We start from the raw sequence: 16,951 nt of genomic DNA on the forward strand, positions 1-16,951 counted from the left end.
TCAGGCGCGGTCCTCCGCACCCGGTTCCGCCGGGGTGACCGCGGGGCCGGACGCGATCATGGGCCGGGTCGCGGCGGGCACGAAGGTCGACGGCAGGCCCGGCGCGTTCTCCCGGCCCGCGTTGGCGATGACCACCGCGACATAGGGGAGCAGGGCTCCGAACACCAGCGTCACGATGGCGACCGGCCGCTCGACGTTCCACAGCACGGCCGTGAGGATCACCGACACCGTGCGGATCGCCATCGAGATGACGTACCTGCGCTGCCGGCCGCGCACGTCCTCCGCGAGCCCCTGCCGGGCCCCGGTGATACGGAAGACCTCTGCTCCGCCGTTGCCGCCGCGCTTCCGCATCACACTCCACCACCCGACCGTTTCACCGGACTCTCCCCGGACCGGACTGCCTCCACGGTACGCCCGGGGTCCGCCCGCTACGAGACCGGGGGCGCCCGGAGCCGGGCGTGTGGCCTGCGCCGTACCGCGTACGGCCGTGCCCGACATGCGCCGTACGGAGTACGGACAGAGACTGAGATGACGGTGCGCACGCCCGTATGCGCACGCCGCATGAGGAGGCGACGGCATGAACTGGTTGTGGGCAATCATCGTGGGTCTCGTGCTCGGTCTGATCGCGAAGGCGATCCTGCCGGGCAAGCAGCAGATCCCGCTGTGGCTGACGGTGATCTTCGGCATCCTCGGCAGCGTCCTGGGCAACTGGGCGGCCACGGGCCTCGGGGTCAACGACACCAAGGGCATCGACTGGATCCGCCACCTGCTGCAGTTGATCGGCGCGGTCATCGTCGTCGGTGTCGGTGACGCGGCCTACGCGGCGCTCCGCGGCAACCGCAGGCGGGCCTAGCGACGAACCCCGAGGGGCCGGACCCGCGCGACGCGGACCCGGCCCCTCGGGCGAGCGCAGTGCCTCAGGCCGTGACCTCGACCGCGGCCAGGTTCTTCTTGCCGCGCCGCAGCACGAGCCAGCGCCCGTGCAGCAGTTCGTCGGCGCCGGGCACGTGGTCCTCGGCGGCCACCTTGACGTTGTTCACGTAGGCGCCGCCCTCCTTCACGGTCCGGCGCGCCGCCGACTTGCTGGCGACGAGACCGACCTCGGCGAACAGGTCCACGACCGGGCCCACCTCCGTGACCTGGATCTTCGGCAGCTCGGAGAGCGCGGCGGCGAGCGTCGCCTCGTCGAGGTCCGCCAGGTTGCCGTCGCCCTGCCCGAACAGCGCCTTCGACGCGGAGATCACGGCCGCGGCCTGCTCGGCGCCGTGCACCAGCGTCGTCAGCTCCTCGGCGAGCACCCGCTGCGCGGCACGCGCCTGCGGCCGCTCCCGCGTCTGCTCCTCGAGCTCCGCCAGCTCCTCCCGCGACCTGAACGACAGGATGCGCAGGTAGGTCGAGACGTCCCGGTCGTCCACGTTCAGCCAGAACTGGTAGAAGGCGTACGGGGTCGTCATCTCCGGGTCGAGCCAGATGGCGCCGCCCTCGGTCTTGCCGAACTTCGTGCCGTCCGCCTTCACCATCAGCGGCGTCGCGATGCAGTGCACCGACGCCTCCGGCTCCAGGCGGTGGATCAGGTCCAGGCCCGCCGTGAGGTTGCCCCACTGGTCGGAGCCGCCGAGCTGGAGCGTGCAGCCGTGGCGCCGGTACAGCTCCAGGAAGTCCATGCCCTGGAGCAGCTGGTAGCTGAACTCGGTGTAGCTGATGCCTTCCTGCGACTCCAGGCGCCGGGCGACGGAGTCCTTGGTCAGCATCTTGTTGACGCGGAAGTGCTTGCCGATGTCGCGGAGGAACTCGATGGCCGACATGCCGGCCGTCCAGTCCAGGTTGTTCACCATCAGCGCCGCGTTCTCGCCCTCGAAGGAGAGAAACGGCTCGATCTGCGAGCGCAGCCGGGAGACCCAGTTCGCGACGGTCTCCGGGTCGTTCAGCGTGCGCTCCGCCGTCGGGCGCGGGTCGCCGATCTGGCCCGTCGCGCCGCCGACCAGGGCCAGCGGGCGCAGGCCCGCCTGCTGGAGGCGGCGCATGGTCAGCACCTGCACCAGGTGCCCGACGTGCAGCGAGGCCGCGGTCGGGTCGAACCCGATATAGAACGTGACAGGACCGTCCGCGAGAGCCTTGCGCAAAGCGTCCTCGTCGGTGGACTGGGCGAACAGCCCGCGCCACTTCAGCTCGTCGACGATGTCCGTCACGGTTCTGTGTCTCCTTGAACAGTGCTGTTGGGTCCTGCCCAGTCTATGGGCGAAACACCGCGGGTCAGACGCCCTGGCTGACCGAGCTCATGTTGAAGTCGGGCACGCGCAGCGCGGGCATCGCCGCCTTAGTGAACCAGTCGCCCCACTCCCTCGGCAGCGTCTTTTCCGTGCGCCCGGCCTCGGTGGCCCGGCTGAGCAGGTCGACCGGCGACTCGTTGAACCGGAAGTTGTTGACCTCGCCGACGACCTCGCCGTTCTCCACGAGGTAGACGCCGTCCCGGGTGAGACCGGTGAGCAGCAGTGTGGCCGGGTCGACCTCGCGGATGTACCAGAGGCAGGTCAGGAGCAGCCCGCGCTCCGTACCCGCGACCATCTCCGCCAGGGACTTCCCCGCGCCCGAGCCGCTTTCCAGGACGAGGTTGTCGGCGGCGGGCGCCACCGGCAGCCCGGTCAGTCCCGCGCTGTGCCGGGTCGTCGACAGGTGGCGCAGCTCACCGCGCGAGATCCACTCGGTGGCGCCCACCGCCAGCCCGTTGTCGAACACCGAGGCGTCGTCCCCGGAGGCGTGCGCGATCACGAACGGGGCGGCTTCGAGCCCCGGCTCGTTCGGGTCGCTGCGCAAGGTCAGCGGCAGCTCGCTCAGCCGCTCGCCGACGCGCGTGCCGCCGCCCGGCCTGGAGAACACGGTCCGGCCCTCGGCCGCGTCCCGCGCGCCCGCCGACCACAGCAGGTAGATCAGCAGGTCCGCGACGGCGGTCGGCGGCAGCAGCGTCTCGTACCGGCCCGCGGGCAGGTCCACGCGGCGCTCGGCCCAGCCGAGCCGGGTCGCGAGGTCCGCGTCGAGCGCCGCCGGGTCGACGTCCTTGAAGTCCCGGGTGGAGCGGCCCGCCCAGGCCGAGCGCTTGCGGTCGGTGGACTTCGCGTTCAGCTCCAGGGTCCCGTCGGGCTGGTCGTGACGCAGCCGCAGACCGCTGGACGTACCGAGATAGGTGCTGGTCAGCTCATGGCTGGCGAAGCCGTACAGCTCGCGCCCGCCGGACCTGGCCCGCGCGAACGCCTCGCCGAGCGCGGGCGCGAACTCCGCGAACACGGCCGACGAGGTCTCGGCGGGCGCCTCCGTGAACGCGGGGGAGTGCGGCACGCCGTCGACGAGCGGCTGCGCGTCCTCGGCGGGCCCGGCCTTCGCGGCGGCCTCCTCGGCGGCCCGGACCAGCGGTTCGAGGTCGTCGGCGGTGACGGCGGACCGGGAGACGACGCCGGAGGCCGTGCCCTCCTTGCCGTCCACGGTCGCGACGACGGTGAGCTTGCGGCCGCGCGTGACCCCGTTCGTCGTCAGCGCGTTGCCCGCCCAGCGCAGATTGGCGGTGGACGTCTCGTCGGCGATGACGACGCAGCCGTCGGCCCGCGACAGCTCCAGGGCCCGCTCGACGATCTCGTGCGGCTTGTTCGTACGAGGGCTCATCGACCGGCCTCCTGCGTCGTGTTGAGGATGTTGACGCCCTTGAACAGGGCCGAGGGACAGCCGTGCGAGACGGCCGCGACCTGGCCCGGCTGGGCCTTGCCGCAGTTGAAGGCGCCGCCGAGGACATAGGTCTGCGGCCCGCCGACCGCCGCCATCGATCCCCAGAAGTCGGTGGTGGTCGCCTGGTAGGCGAAGTCCCGCACCTGCCCGGCGAGCCGGCCGTTCTTGATCTCGTACGCGCGTTGCGCCGTGAACTGGAAGTTCATGGGATAGACAGGGGGCATACGCGCCTGACCAGTGTTTCCGCAGGTCAGAGCATGTTTCATCACTGAGCCTCACTCCTTGTTCATACCGGTTGAAACCGGACTCTACGGGGTCCCGTGCAGACCTCGTGTCGACCTCCACGGGTCCCGTCATGAGCGCGCCGACCACGATGTCGGAGGAGTGAATAACTTGCCCCCTGGGTGCCCTGTCGCATACGGTCCCTCCCACAACGTAAGAGACCCCGGCTCTGAACGGTGCGCCAACACCACTCGACCCGGGGTCCCACATCTCACCTAGAGGGGCAATCTCTAGATGCAGGTCCATCGTACAAGGCACACCCATGCCTATGTGCAGATCCCGAACGGGATCGCTCGGCACAGAGACCTGAGCCTTCAGGCTCGGGGACTGCTGACCTATCTCCTGTCGCTCCCGGACGTCAACGGCGCCACGGTCGAGCGCATCACTGCCAAAGTGCCCAACGGGCGGCGCAGTGTGAGCGAGGCCATGAACGAGTTGATAGCGCACGGCTACTACAAGCGCGCCCGAGTTCAGGACCCAGAGACGGGCAAGTGGGTCACGATCACGTCTGTCACGGACAGCCCGGAGGGCTCTGGCTCTCCGAGTGACCGGTCCCCGGCGGTCGGTGCTCCGACTGGTCAGGTGGTCGGCGGCTCTCCCAAGGGAGAGAAAGACCTTGGGTGCAATGACCTCCCTACCGTCCTCCCGGATCAGGCAGCAGGCGCCGAATGCGTCAACGAGGGGGAGGGCCAGCAGTCCCACCAGAACGAGGACAAGACTCCCGCCACCGCTGACGCGGTGACTGGTCGAGCTGTCGAGTGCCTGCGAAGCGTCGGGCGCGTCGAGCCTGCCCTTCGGCTCTCGGCGCGGGACTCCCTCAGGCTGGCTCCTCTGGCAGCACAGTGGCTCCGAGCTGGCTTCCGGGAGATGGAGGTAGTCAAGGCCCTCACGAACGCTCTGCCCGAGTCGGTGAACTCCGCTGCGGCTCTCATCTCGTACCGACTGAAGAACCAGCCAGAGAGGGCCGTGCCAAGGGCTCTGCCCTCTTCGCCGGCACTGAAGCCCGTGACACGGGCCAGGTGCCCGGAGTGTGACGTGATCTTCCCCCTCGGTCACCCAGGCGGCGTCTGCCGCAACTGCCGCTGACGGCCCCCTCACCTGACGAAGGCACACGCAGATGACTACCCCCAGCAAGCCTGCCCGTAAGTGGCCCAAGATCCTGTCAGTGCGCCGGAACGCCAAGATCAACAGGGCGCTCAGCATCATCAGCGCTACGGGGATGAACACCACGGAGGCGACCGAATGGGCGCTCAACATGGCAGCCAACTGCCTGGCTCTCGCGTGGGAGAACGGACACGAGAAGCCCGGCGTCATGCCGGACATGCGGGTCTCGTACCGAGTGAAGGACCCTGTATGACACGCGTATGACGCAGGTCAGAGCGTTGCGCAGTGGTCGTGCCCGCTGAGCCTCAGGAGACGCCTGAGAGCCCCTGCCAGGGATGCAGGCAGGGGCTCTCAGGTCTTCAGTCTACGGGACCAAGCTTGATGTCGGCCCTGCCAGGCCGTGTCACGCCTTCAGAGCGGCTACCTCTCGGGCCCGAACGCTCAGCTCCCGGACTGAGCGCGCCTTCTGGTGGCGGAGCATGTCCTTCCGCATCGTCTGAAAGTGCTCATCCCCGCGCACAGAAGAGACCTGCTCGTACTCGTCCAGGAAACGCCTCCAAGAAGCGGCGGAGGCGTCCACGTGGCCAAGCTGGAGCTGCCGCTGAGCAAGCAGCGCGTACGAGTGCACCCGTCCTTGCCGCTCTTGCGGCGGCTGCACCTTGATGGAGTCTTGTAGTGCTTTGATCGACCCCGGCAGGTCGTTGGCCTCCATAAGCACATGTGACAGATGGAACAGCCACGCCGTTCGGTCATAGCCGCCTACCGCGTCCCTGCGGTTGTCGGCCTTTGCTAGGGCGTCCTCTGCCTCACGCAAACGCACCCGTGCCTGACGGTGGTCCTTGACCATCGATGCCGCGTGGGCCTGCTGCCCACGAAGGAACGCTACGAGACGAGGACCCGCCGCAGGTGCAGCCTCGGCGGCGGCGTCGGCAAACTCAAGGCCCCGCGAGCCCTTCCGAAGGCTGGTCATCTGCAAGCTCATGCCCCGCAGGGTGCGGCAATAGGTGACATGGTCTCCTGCCTCGTCAGCAAGGGCCAACGCCTTCAGGTACCAGCGCTGTGCGGCAGCGTGGTCCGCCTCGTACATCGCCATCCAGCCTGTCAGGTAGACCAGATCACTCGCAGCAGCGCGCATGCTGGATGCCACATCGGTGGCTGCCTGAGCCCGCAACCACGGGCTTACTGTGTTCACCAGGTATGCGGCGGCCATCGGGCGCGCGTGGCCCGCGCCGTCTTCATCGAGGATGTCCGCGATACGCGCCGTGGTACGGCGGACGCTCGCAACCTGCGAAGCTCCTACGCGTGTTGTCTGTTTGCCGGGACTCACCGACTCGTTCGCGCGAGCGGGAGACGTTCCGAACACTGGTACCGCGATAGCTGCGGAGAACGCGCCAGCGGCTAGTACGCCGCGCCGAGATGGGTCCATGTCCGCCCTTCCTAGGTTGAGCAGTTGCTCAACAGTGTCGAGCTGCTGTGACCCGTCGGCGTCTGAGGGCGGAGTCAGGCCCGCTTCGGCGTGAGTGATCGGACGCCCGCACTTTTCTGACAGTGCAGCAAGCACGAGTGGCTTGACCTGGGCCTTTGGTTCGTGGCCGCGCAACCACATGGAGACCGTCTGCCCCGAGTAGTTGAGGGGCACCCCGGACGTCCGCGCGATGCGGTTTACGGCTCGTGCGAGTTCTTGCCGCTGGCACTCTGCCTGCGCAAGTAGGGCACTGAGCTTGGTGTTTGGGTCTCGGGGGCTCGATGACATCTGCGCATCTCCCGGCAGCTCCGACAGCTTTTACGGCGTTTACGCGACCGCCTCTCTTCCAAGGTACCCGCGCAACGTCATCAGGCGATTACCTAAGTGTCAGAACAAGCCGGAAGTGATCAATCCGAGAGTCCGTGGTGGTCGAAGTGGAGACGAGACCGGAGGGTGAGCGCCCCGTGGGGGCGCCGCCAACCGCAGATCAGTTGCACAGGATTCCGTTGCACGAGGCGTACAAGGCCCGCGACGAGTTATCGGCAGCCCTGGCGCAACACAACATTGACCTCCGGGGGATGTTCGTGGACGAGTCTCAACGGCTCCCCCTGATCGACCTGGGCAGGGCCAGCGTTGGAGACGTGAGGGCGCTTGCTTGCCTGTTGGGGGGTGTCGTCAATGGCGGACGTTAAACAGGGCGACGAGGTATGGGACGAGAGGACGAGGCGATTCGGCACGCTCATTGAGGCCAAGGGCACGTCCGGAATCGCTCAGTCCCCCGGAGGCGTGACCTGGCCCGTGAAGCTGCGCAAGTTGGTGCCCGCCATCGAGGCAACGGATGAGGGGGCTCCATCGGGGTTTGTGCCGGTGCAGGTCGGACCAACAACGGTGAGGAGGCATGACCTCCTCTTCATGGGGGGCCGCTTCTATCCGGTAGAGGACATGAAGCAGGCCGGTGCCGGCGGGCGGACGTTGCGACTTCAGGGATGGCCAGGGGGCTACTGGGTCATGCCCCGGCCAATGACCGCCTACCGCCGTACCACCGCTACCCAGCAGCAGGAAGGACGCTCAAAAGCATGCGACGTTTAGCGGAGCAAGTCGCGGGGTCACTCATCGCCGCCCTCCTCTTGATTGCCTCCGGCGTAATCGTGGGTGCCACAGCAGCGCAAGCCCCTCACAGTTCACTGCCCTAGCCCGGTGACCCGCCGTCTCCTTCGGTTGAGTCCTCTCCCGGAGGAGACGTGCGATCTCTCGTAGCTCAGACGGTAGAGCAGACGCTTACTGCCTTAGTCGAACGGCCGCGTTGGCGTCAGGTCCCCGGTTCGAGTCCGGGCGAGGGAACGGCCCCCCAATCGAGGGGGAAACGATCGTCAAGGAGGCGAATCGTGACCACTGCACCCCTGAAACCGGTGCACTCCGATCCACATACGGCCCATGGGGCTCTGTGGCTGGACCTCACCCGCAAGTGCCAACTGAAGTGCCAACACTGCTACAACAGCTCTGGACCGCAGGGCGAGCACGGGTCCATGAGCCTTGAACAGTGGCTCGCAGCGGTCGAGGAAGCTGCCCGCACTGGCATTCCGCAAGTCCAGCTCATCGGCGGAGAGCCGACTATGCACCCCGACGCGCCCGAGCTGGTCCGGTTCGCCCGCGCCTTGGGGATGGACGTAGAGGTGTACTCCAACCTCGTCCATCTCACTCAGGCATGGTGGACCCTCTTGGTCAGGGAGGGCGCAACCCTCGCCACGAGCTACTACTCGGGCGATGCCGCGAAGCACGACGCGATCACCGGGCGCAAAACGCACACCCGGACCCGGGACAACATCAGGCGAGCCGTCCGGCTTGGCATCCCCATCCGGGTGGGCATCGTTGAGATAAACGGTGGTCAGGGCGTAGAAGACGCGCAACGGGACCTTCGGAGCCTCGGAGTGACCCGCATCCGTGTGGACCGCGTTCGGCCCTACGGCAGGGCCGCCCAGGGCCAGGAGCCGAGCATCAACGGTCTCTGCGGGAACTGCGGTGATGGCCGAGCATCCATCGGACCGGACGGAGAAGTCTCTCCGTGTGTTTTCTCCACGCACATGGTCGTCGGCAACGTTCAGAGCCAGAGCCTCACTGCCATTCTCACCGGTCAGGCGATGACGGAGGCCAACGCCGCGATTCGCGGCTCTGAACTCCGCGGCGGGTGTGACCCTGGCTGCGACCCCAATGCCGAATGCAATCCGGGCTTCCCTCCGAGCGACTGTGACCCTCGAAACTAGAAGAAGGAACCATGAGCGAGCTTCCCGGCCCCGCGTTCTGGGGTCTGATCGAGCCTGAGATCGGCCAAGCAAGTCACGCTGAGGTCACTGAGCGCGGATTCGGCTCAGACCTGACGGCAATCATCGAGGGCGAGACCGGTCCAGTCTTCGTGAAGGCCATGCGGAACCGGCCGGGGGGCCGCCGTGACTCCATCCTCCGAGAGCGCGAGATCAACCCTGCGGTTGCACATGTGATCTCCCCACCACTGCTCTGGTACCGGGAAAACGCTGACTGGATTGTCCTCGGGTTCGAGGCTATTGAGGGAAGGCGTGCCAGCTTCAAGCTGGGCTCCCCGGACCGGCAGGCGGTCGTGTATGCCCTGAATCGAATTGCGCGGATTGCGCCGCCACGATTGGACTGGCGTGAGACTCGGTGGGACCGATTCGCGGCCAACCAAGAGGAGGCTGCCCTTTTCGCTGGGGCCACACTCCTGCACACGGACATCAATCCGAGCAATTTTATGTTGGACGAGACAGGGCGAACCTGGCTCGTAGACTGGGCGTGGCCCACCCTCGGTGCTCCATTCATTGACCCCGCGCTCTGGGCAGTGCAACTTATCGCGGCAGGCCACACGGTTGAAGCCGCAGAGTCCTGGGCCAGTCGGTGTACCGGCTGGGCAGCAGCAAACCCCAGGGCTATCACCGCCTTTGCTGGGGCCCTGCACCGAATGTACGCCGAAAGTTCCCAACGTGACCCTGACGCCGGATGGCTCTCCTCAATGCACGAAGCAGCTCGTGCTTGGCATCTTTACCGTGGTGCAGCGCGGTCGTGAGAGATGAGTACCCCACTTCGGATGACTGGATTTTAGGCCGCTGTTTGCTGTACTGCCGCCGACCAGACACTCGTGTGAAGTTCATCGGGCCGTTGGAAATCCGCGCTGGTATTGTCCCTTTGTTTGCCTGTGAGCCTTGCATGCAAGAGATGGAAGCTTACGGAGAAGCCGTTATCAGGGAGGCTCAGGAGAGTTCCTCTCAGCCCTGGTACACAACCGCCCGACCTTATGTGCCGTTCACTCCTGCGGCTCCTAGGTGGGCCACGCATTAGGTCGGGTTAGGCCCCGGTCGTCTCTCTCCCTGCGGAGCGGCCGGGGCTCCTTATTTCCTGGAGGAAAGCTGTGGCCCAGCTCCGTTGCCTTTCAGAAAGGCGCCTATCTCTTCAGACGGCTTTCTTGGCCGCATATTCGGCTCCTCTTGATGATGACGATATCCCTTCCCGCCCAGGCGGCGTCTTACAGTGTGCCTTCGGGCAGGAGCACACGGTTTCACACGCCCAATTCCTGCGATACATTCCGGGGTCCAATCTACAGATGTGGCTCTTCTGGAGTGATTCGGAGGGGCCGGACTGCATTGTCTTCTGGGAAGGCTGCGATCAGCGCTCGGAGGAGTTGGATGAACATTGCCTTCTCTACATGAAGCACGATGGGCCTTGCACTTTCGACGTGAGAGACCCAGTTGCCGAGGCCGAGCATGCGTTTTGGGCACAGTTGGCGAGAGAAGAGGGAGGCTGGTTGCGGCTCCTCAGGAAGCTCATAGACGCGGAGGAGGCGGACGGCTTAAACCAACCGCCTCCATAGATTACGTACGTGTCCTCTGACGGAAACCGGGACAGAAGTGCTCCGAAATGTGGCGCAACGCACAACATTATTGTTGTCGCAGCCTAAGTGATACACCATTACGGGCTGTCAGAGCCCGCGGTGCCGGCCTCGCGAGGCCGGGTTAGGGAGCTGGAGCCAACTTCAGCGGATCAGCGCTTGTTCCCTTGTGAATGTTGATACCCGTACACGATGGAGGGAAGGCGCCCCTGCGGTCCTCGTGACATGAATTACGTTATATTACCCCCGTAATGATGTAGCACTTGGGGTGAGACAACATTAATAACGCGCGCGCATTGCCTGATGATGTTGTTGCAGCACTAAGTGCGATACCAATACGCATTGCGCGATGCGTGGCACCTGAAATCAACTAACGCGTGATCGCGCCCCCTCTTCGTGGGTGGGCGCAGCAACCCGTGACCCGGTCATAGGTGACTGCCCGCCGGGCGCGCGCTTGGGGCAATCTGACGTGAAGTTAGGTTCGTGACTTAGGTCACGCCTATACGCCTCCATATGGGATATGGGGCATGCCTGACTACGCGTCAGTAACGGTTATGCAGGGACCTTGCGAAAGTCTTTATGCCCTCTATTGCCCGTATCGTTCCACGGGAAGGTGGGTAATGAGAACGCAAAGTCGTCGCCCTTGATGTCCGCTTACGGGGCTTGTAAAGGTAAAGGCTACGCAAATAACTTGCCCCCTGGGTGTTGGGATGTTGTGCGTAGTTATGTCGCATTTGTTTGTGTGTCACCTCACCCCATCTGACCTGCGGATATGTGGCCCTATGCGCGCGTGCGCGGCTCCATCCCGGTTCGGAGACTTACTTGCCCCCTGGGTGTTTTTAGGGCAGCGTCCTCCCTGCAACACCGACCGCGCCGACCCGGAGCGGCCCCGGAGTACCGCCCCAGAAGGGGAGAGCGGAAACGGGGTTCACGCAGAGATGGGGATTCAGGCGCACGGGGTCGGGAGTTGATGAGCGACCAATCTCGGTGGTGGTCCGGCCGTGAATGCGACGGGTGACACCGGAGAATCCGTTCCTTGACATCTGGATAGCGAGTCTGAGTGGCAGTCAGTCTGACTGCTCATTCCCTGAGCGCGAGTATGTGACGTGCCCTGAGTGGCGTTCTGAGCGCTTGTGGCTACACAGGTGGGCCGTAGGTCCATGCTGCACCCACAAGAGGCTTGGACGCAGCCTCAGACGCATTTGATGGGGTCCTGTCTGCCGTGACAGGGGCTAGCGAAAGCGCATTGACGGGATGAGCGGGAGGACGGCTAAAGCCAGACTTGCGTGTCCTCTCACCCCGTGGGGTGAGCATCCATACGGGGCAGGCTGCCAACCTGCACACCGATAACCGGGATTGGTCATCCGGGATGAATAGACCTACATGCGTAGCAGACATTGAGTGTGGCGCACTGTGGATGCGTTGTGACGTGCCTACGGAACCGAACAACACCAGCGGAAGCAGTGCAAAGCACAAGAGGCGAGCGAAGCAGGTACGTGCATTACGAGATTGCCTACGGCAGACATGAGCGACAAGGGGAGGGCCGGAGTGTGGCGGGCCGAGTGACTGATACTCACACGTCCCGTGGATTGCTCCCTAAGCCCCTGAGTTCATGTCTACCGGGGGAAGTGTCGTACGGCACTTGCAAGGGTCCTAGCGGGCCGCACAGCAACCCACAAGGGGAAGCAATGCCAGTGGCTATATCGGCGTCGACCGCAACTCGTGAGCGGGGAACCGTCCCGCTGCGGCAGTTCGGTTTCTGGAAGGACTACCAGAATCACGCAGCGTTTCAGGTAAGCGTCATGGGGCGCGGCGATAAGGAACCGTTCGTCTTTGACGTTCGGGGGTTCGGGAACATGACACAGCAGGTCCGCACCTTTGCGGAGTGCGTGTCCCTGCCCGGAGAAACAACACGCGGCATGGCGGACATTTACCGGACCGGGTACGGACTGGTGAACGGGTTCAACATCCGAGTCACGCCGCTTACGTAGCTCTCTCGTAGGGGCGTCGGGTGTACGGCGGAATAGGGATGCTCTTCCGTACACCCCCTCACCCATTGCGACAGGCGCAATGAGGCAAGGGGAGGAACTGTGAACAACCTCGGAACGATATGGGTGTGCATGTGCTGCATGCTGTCGCACGCGAATGGCGAATGCTGCGAAAACGAACAGCATGGCGGCGACGGACACGAGCCGCTGTCGCGGATCAAGCACCCGTCGCACGTCGCTATGGGCATGGCTCAGGAAGAGCACTCATGCCGTGAGGCGTGCGAGGGGCACTACAACACGGACGACGCACTGACCAGCGGTGCGGGAGTCGGCGAACCGGTTTTCTGCGACGGGTCGTGTCAGCCGAAGCCCGAAGAGTGCGACTGCGAGACGAACACCTTCAGCACGTCGCAGTGTGAGGGGTGTGGCTCGTACCTGCACGGTGAGCGTCATGCGATGACGCTCTTTGAGGGCTAGGGGGAGCTTTGTACGTCGCTCACATCGGTACGGCGTCACATCAGCGTTTCACCAGGCACGTGGACGCGGTGACGTACGCGGCTCATTACGGATGCGGCCCCGCATTCGTGGAGTTGAACGTTGAGAAGAGGCGCTATCGCGGGCGGCCCGTAGCAACGGGCCTAGTCGTCACGAAGAGTGGCGCTATCCGGCTGTCCTACACGTAGTCGGTAGTCACGAGAGCACGGCGGAATAGGGATGCTCTTCCGTGCTCTCCTCTACCTACTGCGCCATAGGGGCACGGTAGACAAGGGAGGTCAACATGTTCCGTGTGGCACTCATTCAGAATGGGTCGCAGCTCCGTAAGCGGGAGTCGGCTGAAACCCTGGATGACGTACGTAAGTTCATGCTCAGGGAATGGGATGAGGAATACTCTGGGCTTGCGTGGGAGTACAGCGGTGAGGCGCTTCGCGCTAAGGGTCGGCCTGCTGTCGAGGAGGCATTGGTAGCCCTTGAGTCCAAGGGGTACGTCCTCCTGGGTATCGGCATTGCGGAAGTCGAAGCGTGGGCCGAGTGAGCGTCACCCTGTACCGCTATCCCGTGTACCTGCAAGAGCGCGACTGGCGTGCGCTGGTCGACGGCTACACGAAGCGCGTCGTGCGCTTCAGGGCTGCCGCGAAGGTGGCGCAGGCACGCCGAGTGCATGACGCACTGCGGGAGGCGGAGGGCGACGCATACCAGGACGGCGATGACATGAAGTACGTGCTCCACATCGCGGAGGACGACTACGTGGCCCTCATGGCTGCCGTGGCGAGTCGCTTCGCGCGGTTGGACGCAGAGACGCGAGAGCGCGTCAGCCACGAACTGGCCATGGCTCAGGGCGACGCCCGACCGGTCGACGCCTAAACGATCAATGAGTAGGGCGCCGCCGGCACCGGAGGCGCAGTAGTGGGCACGGAGGATTAGGGATGCTCCCCCGTGCCCTTTCTCATGCAGAGAAGGGGAGAGGTCTCGGTGACCGCAGCAGTACGTGAAGTGCGCTACCTCGATGCGGACAACGGCGCGAGGTTCAAGGCGGAGGCAGTTGACCCGGATGCGCTGAGGCCCGGTGACCGGGTGTTTATGCACGACCACCCGGACGGATGCGTGAGCATCTTTGCTTGCCCGACGCTCACTGAGCCGTCCGCCTGGAGCCCCGGCGAGTCCGTTGAGTACACCCACCTGCATGCCAACTGGGGCCCCGGATGGCAGGACTTGAGTACCTGGAAGGTTCGCACCGACGCATACACCTTCTACCGCATCGTTGAGGAGCGCGTCTGATGGCCCTCAGCCTAAGCAGGCCCCGACCTGCGGGCGGCGCCGTGGCCGCGTTCCTCCGCATGACCCTGTCCGTCCAGGTCATTAGCGTGCCGCTCTTCGTACGGCGGCTCAAACAGGTCCTCGCGTGCGCTGCGGTGCTCGGCGCCGTCATCGGGGCAACCGCCAGGGTCACCTACGAGATATCGCAACGGGACTCTAAGGCTCGCATCGAGCGCGTTCGTATCGCTGAGTTCAATGCGGGTTTTCAGGACGGAGCTTGCCGCCATGGGCAAGACGGGTTCGGCCATCGCTGCCGCTAGCGATTGACCGTAGAGGGCATGGGAAGGTCACCCGAGCATTCGGGCGGAGATCACCCGTGCCCTACTCGGCCAGTCTCTAGAGACAAGCTCAGAGGCTCGGACAGAAAGGATCACCCAATGGCCGAATGGCGGCAGGGTGGTTATGACGGAGTTTTCTACCTGGGAGAGAAGGGGACGGAGCAGTACGGCGGTTACGTGGTCCGTGCGCGCGGCGGGACGAACCCTGAAGTGTGGTTCGCCTACGAGTGGGACGCGAGCAAGGAGGCGCATGCATGGGTTGGCCGTGCAACGACCGCTGAGGACGCACAGGAAGCCGTAAAGGGTGAGTTCCTGTGTGAGGTCTACCGCGACGATGTAACCGGTCATTGCCCATGGCCCGGTGTAATTGTGCGGACGACGGTCTACAGGGGTGAGCGTCTACGCATGATCCTGTGTGGCGCACACTCTGGGGTCATGAGGGGGTGGGAACGCGTTCGGATTGAGGAGTACCGAACTGAGCACGGGCTCATACCTAACGACCCCATCATCGGAAAGCGCATCATTCCCCCGCTCGACCTCCCGCCCATAGGCGAAGCGGTGCTGAAGGCGAGCACGCTCGCGGAGCGGAACGCGTGGATCGCGCTCGGTAACGTCGTTCGTCCGTTGGCCGACTACGCGTACTGGCGGGGGCACTACGCCCGTTACCCGCTCGACGTGAACGAGGGACCGCGCAGTAATGCGCGAGAGCACTGGAAGCGCGCACAGGAACGGGCAGAGGGCATGTACGCGGTCTATATGCGGGAGGACTACGGTCAGAACGGCGCTGCTCTTCCGCCTGACTTCCTGCGGCTCGTGGAGCGCGAGGCCGTAGCTCACCTCAAGAGCCAGAAACGGGGTAAGTGATGCGCCGTACGTCGCAGACCATCGCAATGAACCTTCGGTTCTACGTGTACGCCAGTGAGCCAGGGGCGTTCTACAACACCTACCCGAACGGCTCGGGGGCACGGCCCGTCCCGGTGCAGTACACGGAGGAAGAACGAGAGCGGCACACCCAAGAGCGGGATGCCGCATTCGCGGAATGGCAGGAGGTCGACCCCGAGGGCTACAGCCTTTGGCGCGAGGCCACCGCTGCAATGCAGGAGGGTGACTCCTCCGAGCTGGTTCACGGCTGGTCGGAAATGATGGTGCGTCGTCACGGCGTGCGCATCGTAGATCCGTGCCGGTTCTGCCGGTCCTGCCGGGGACGCAGCTACGTCCGCTAGCGACTGAGCTTGGGGCATGAACGGATAGGGATGCTCGTTCGTGCCCTTTGCTTTGCCTCTAACGAAAGGGCGAACCATGAAAACCACAGTGCGAAAAGTTCCCATGCGCTGTGCTGGCTGCAATGCAGTCACCTACATAACCGTTGCGCAGTGGTGGCAGGAGAACACCATTCCCTGCGCCGCCAAATGCGCTGACGGCGGTATCGATCTGATTCACGCTCGGCGTCACGGGGACGCTCCGGGTCCTCGCCCGACCAACTAGCAAAGGACAGACATGTTCAACGACACTCCTAAGCTCTCGCCTGAGCTGATGGCAGGGCAGTACAACCGCAACATCAAGTCTGCACGTAAGGCCGTAACCGTGGCCTACTTCTTCGCGTGGACGCTGGAAGGCACATACAACGGCAGTGATGTCCGGTCCTACTTCAAGTGCGAACTTGAGGGCTGTGGCAGGGTGGTTGAGAAGTTCTACAGTCACATTCGGGGGCGCAAACTCGCGGACGGCACTTGGAAGCCGAGCCCCCGTCACAAGGGCTGCCTTGGCACCGCTGAACGCGAATCTGCGCTCGTGGAATGGCGCAAGCGGCATCGCCTCACAGACGCCTGGCTTGAGGCGAGCCTGAAGGCGATCGACGAATCCTGACTAGTCAGGTGAGTTTGGAGCGCGGCGGAATAGGGATGCTCTTCCGCGCTCCGTGCTCGGTGACTAGAGAAGGGAAGGGCATGCAAGGAACACATTTGGCAATCGGCACCGAACCGCGTGGGGCGGTCCGCCTCTACGTGGAGTGGACGCCCGGAGTCAACGGGGTTCAGGTGGCGGTCAAGCACCCCGGAACGCTGGAGGAGTACGCGGCCTACCGCGCCGAGCGGCACGCGATCATGCCGTATGTGCCCGACGCGGCAACGCTCAACTCCGCGTTGCGGGGCATCCTGGGCTCGGCCAAGACGCCGTGCCGACGAGCGCTCTACGCGTACGCCGTGGCGTGCAGGAATGGGTTCACCTGGCTCCCTGCGGGGCTTTCGTGAAGTCGCCCAAGTTCAGTGTGGGTGACCGAGTAGGGCACCCCAGAGGGCACGGGGCCGTGGGCAAGGTCGTGTCCGTCGAGCGCCGTGGATGGGTCCGTACCCGCTGGGTCTACTGGGTTCGGTGGGGGCTCGGGGTTGGCCCTGTCCCGCTGACGCGGGACCTC

17 protein-coding genes, 1 tRNA gene and 1 pseudogene are annotated in these 16,951 nt (G+C 64.7%); 14 read left to right on the forward strand and 5 right to left on the reverse strand.

What is annotated here, in order from left to right; translation table 11 throughout:
* Entirely contained in the window at positions 1–351 is a 351-nt protein-coding gene (locus tag ABZ877_RS11510; protein WP_361068093.1) for a DUF3099 domain-containing protein, read from the reverse strand.
* A 226-nt stretch (positions 352–577) separates the two neighbouring features.
* Here ABZ877_RS11510 and ABZ877_RS11515 point away from each other — a divergent pair, with 226 nt between their 5' ends.
* Positions 578–853, forward strand: a complete 276-nt coding sequence (locus ABZ877_RS11515) for a GlsB/YeaQ/YmgE family stress response membrane protein (RefSeq protein ID WP_361068096.1) — start codon at positions 578–580, stop codon at positions 851–853.
* A gap of 64 nt (positions 854–917) precedes the next feature.
* Here ABZ877_RS11515 and tyrS read toward each other — a convergent pair whose 3' ends face one another.
* From tyrS to ABZ877_RS11530, 3 genes and pseudogenes are all read right to left on the reverse strand, one after another.
* The gene (gene tyrS, locus ABZ877_RS11520; protein ID WP_361068098.1) at positions 918–2,189 is read right to left on the reverse strand and encodes a tyrosine--tRNA ligase; all 1,272 of its coding nucleotides are present in this window, start codon (positions 2,187–2,189) and stop codon (positions 918–920) included.
* Between the two features lie 64 nt (positions 2,190–2,253).
* A complete protein-coding gene (locus ABZ877_RS11525; protein ID WP_361068101.1) occupies positions 2,254–3,654 on the reverse strand; it encodes a metallopeptidase TldD-related protein in 1,401 nt (466 codons plus the stop codon).
* Positions 3,651–3,917: pseudogene (locus ABZ877_RS11530) on the reverse strand (metallopeptidase TldD-related protein); the annotation flags it as partial. The gene ABZ877_RS11525 and the pseudogene ABZ877_RS11530, both read right to left, overlap by 4 nt.
* 349 nt (positions 3,918–4,266) lie before the next feature.
* Between ABZ877_RS11530 and ABZ877_RS11535 the strand changes: the two are divergent.
* Both ABZ877_RS11535 and ABZ877_RS11540 read left to right on the forward strand, forming a co-directional pair.
* Complete coding sequence (locus ABZ877_RS11535; RefSeq protein WP_361068104.1) at positions 4,267–5,082, forward strand: hypothetical protein; 816 nt, start codon at positions 4,267–4,269, stop codon at positions 5,080–5,082.
* A 31-nt stretch (positions 5,083–5,113) separates the two neighbouring features.
* Positions 5,114–5,353: a hypothetical protein gene (locus ABZ877_RS11540; RefSeq protein ID WP_361068107.1), complete on the forward strand. Its 240-nt coding sequence runs from the start codon at positions 5,114–5,116 to the stop codon at positions 5,351–5,353.
* A 150-nt stretch (positions 5,354–5,503) separates the two neighbouring features.
* Here ABZ877_RS11540 and ABZ877_RS11545 read toward each other — a convergent pair whose 3' ends face one another.
* Positions 5,504–6,853 (reverse strand): hypothetical protein, encoded by a 1,350-nt coding sequence (locus tag ABZ877_RS11545; RefSeq protein WP_361068110.1) that lies wholly within the window; start codon positions 6,851–6,853, stop codon positions 5,504–5,506.
* Between the two features lie 959 nt (positions 6,854–7,812).
* Between ABZ877_RS11545 and ABZ877_RS11550 the strand changes: the two genes are divergently transcribed.
* The 11 genes from ABZ877_RS11550 to ABZ877_RS11600 all read left to right on the forward strand — a co-directional run bounded on the left by ABZ877_RS11550 (position 7,813) and on the right by ABZ877_RS11600 (position 16,787).
* Positions 7,813–7,906, forward strand: a tRNA-OTHER gene (locus ABZ877_RS11550).
* 68 nt (positions 7,907–7,974) lie between these two features.
* Complete coding sequence (locus ABZ877_RS11555; protein WP_361068384.1) at positions 7,975–8,826, forward strand: radical SAM/SPASM domain-containing protein; 852 nt, start codon at positions 7,975–7,977, stop codon at positions 8,824–8,826.
* Between the two features lie 11 nt (positions 8,827–8,837).
* Positions 8,838–9,638, forward strand: a complete 801-nt coding sequence (locus ABZ877_RS11560) for a protein kinase (protein ID WP_361068113.1) — start codon at positions 8,838–8,840, stop codon at positions 9,636–9,638.
* Between the two features lie 2,909 nt (positions 9,639–12,547).
* Positions 12,548–12,922, forward strand: a complete 375-nt coding sequence (locus ABZ877_RS11565) for a hypothetical protein (RefSeq protein ID WP_361068116.1) — start codon at positions 12,548–12,550, stop codon at positions 12,920–12,922.
* A gap of 301 nt (positions 12,923–13,223) precedes the next feature.
* Entirely contained in the window at positions 13,224–13,478 is a 255-nt protein-coding gene (locus ABZ877_RS11570; RefSeq protein ID WP_361068119.1) for a hypothetical protein, read from the forward strand.
* Positions 13,475–13,807: a hypothetical protein gene (locus ABZ877_RS11575; RefSeq protein ID WP_361068122.1), complete on the forward strand. Its 333-nt coding sequence runs from the start codon at positions 13,475–13,477 to the stop codon at positions 13,805–13,807. The genes ABZ877_RS11570 and ABZ877_RS11575 overlap by 4 nt, the downstream gene beginning before the upstream one ends.
* Positions 13,808–13,915: 108 nt before the next feature.
* Complete coding sequence (locus ABZ877_RS11580; RefSeq protein ID WP_361068125.1) at positions 13,916–14,221, forward strand: hypothetical protein; 306 nt, start codon at positions 13,916–13,918, stop codon at positions 14,219–14,221.
* 416 nt (positions 14,222–14,637) lie between these two features.
* Entirely contained in the window at positions 14,638–15,402 is a 765-nt protein-coding gene (locus ABZ877_RS11585) for a hypothetical protein (RefSeq protein ID WP_361068128.1), read from the forward strand.
* Positions 15,402–15,761: a hypothetical protein gene (locus ABZ877_RS11590; protein ID WP_361068131.1), complete on the forward strand. Its 360-nt coding sequence runs from the start codon at positions 15,402–15,404 to the stop codon at positions 15,759–15,761. Before ABZ877_RS11585 ends, ABZ877_RS11590 begins: the two co-directional genes overlap by 1 nt.
* A gap of 274 nt (positions 15,762–16,035) precedes the next feature.
* Positions 16,036–16,404, forward strand: a complete 369-nt coding sequence (locus ABZ877_RS11595) for a hypothetical protein (RefSeq protein WP_361068133.1) — start codon at positions 16,036–16,038, stop codon at positions 16,402–16,404.
* Between the two features lie 95 nt (positions 16,405–16,499).
* A complete protein-coding gene (locus ABZ877_RS11600) occupies positions 16,500–16,787 on the forward strand; it encodes a hypothetical protein (RefSeq protein ID WP_361068136.1) in 288 nt (95 codons plus the stop codon).
* Positions 16,788–16,951: the final 164 nt, after the last annotated feature.

Source organism: Streptomyces sp. NPDC046939 (assembly GCF_040644575.1).
Taxonomy (GTDB): domain Bacteria; phylum Actinomycetota; class Actinomycetes; order Streptomycetales; family Streptomycetaceae; genus Streptomyces.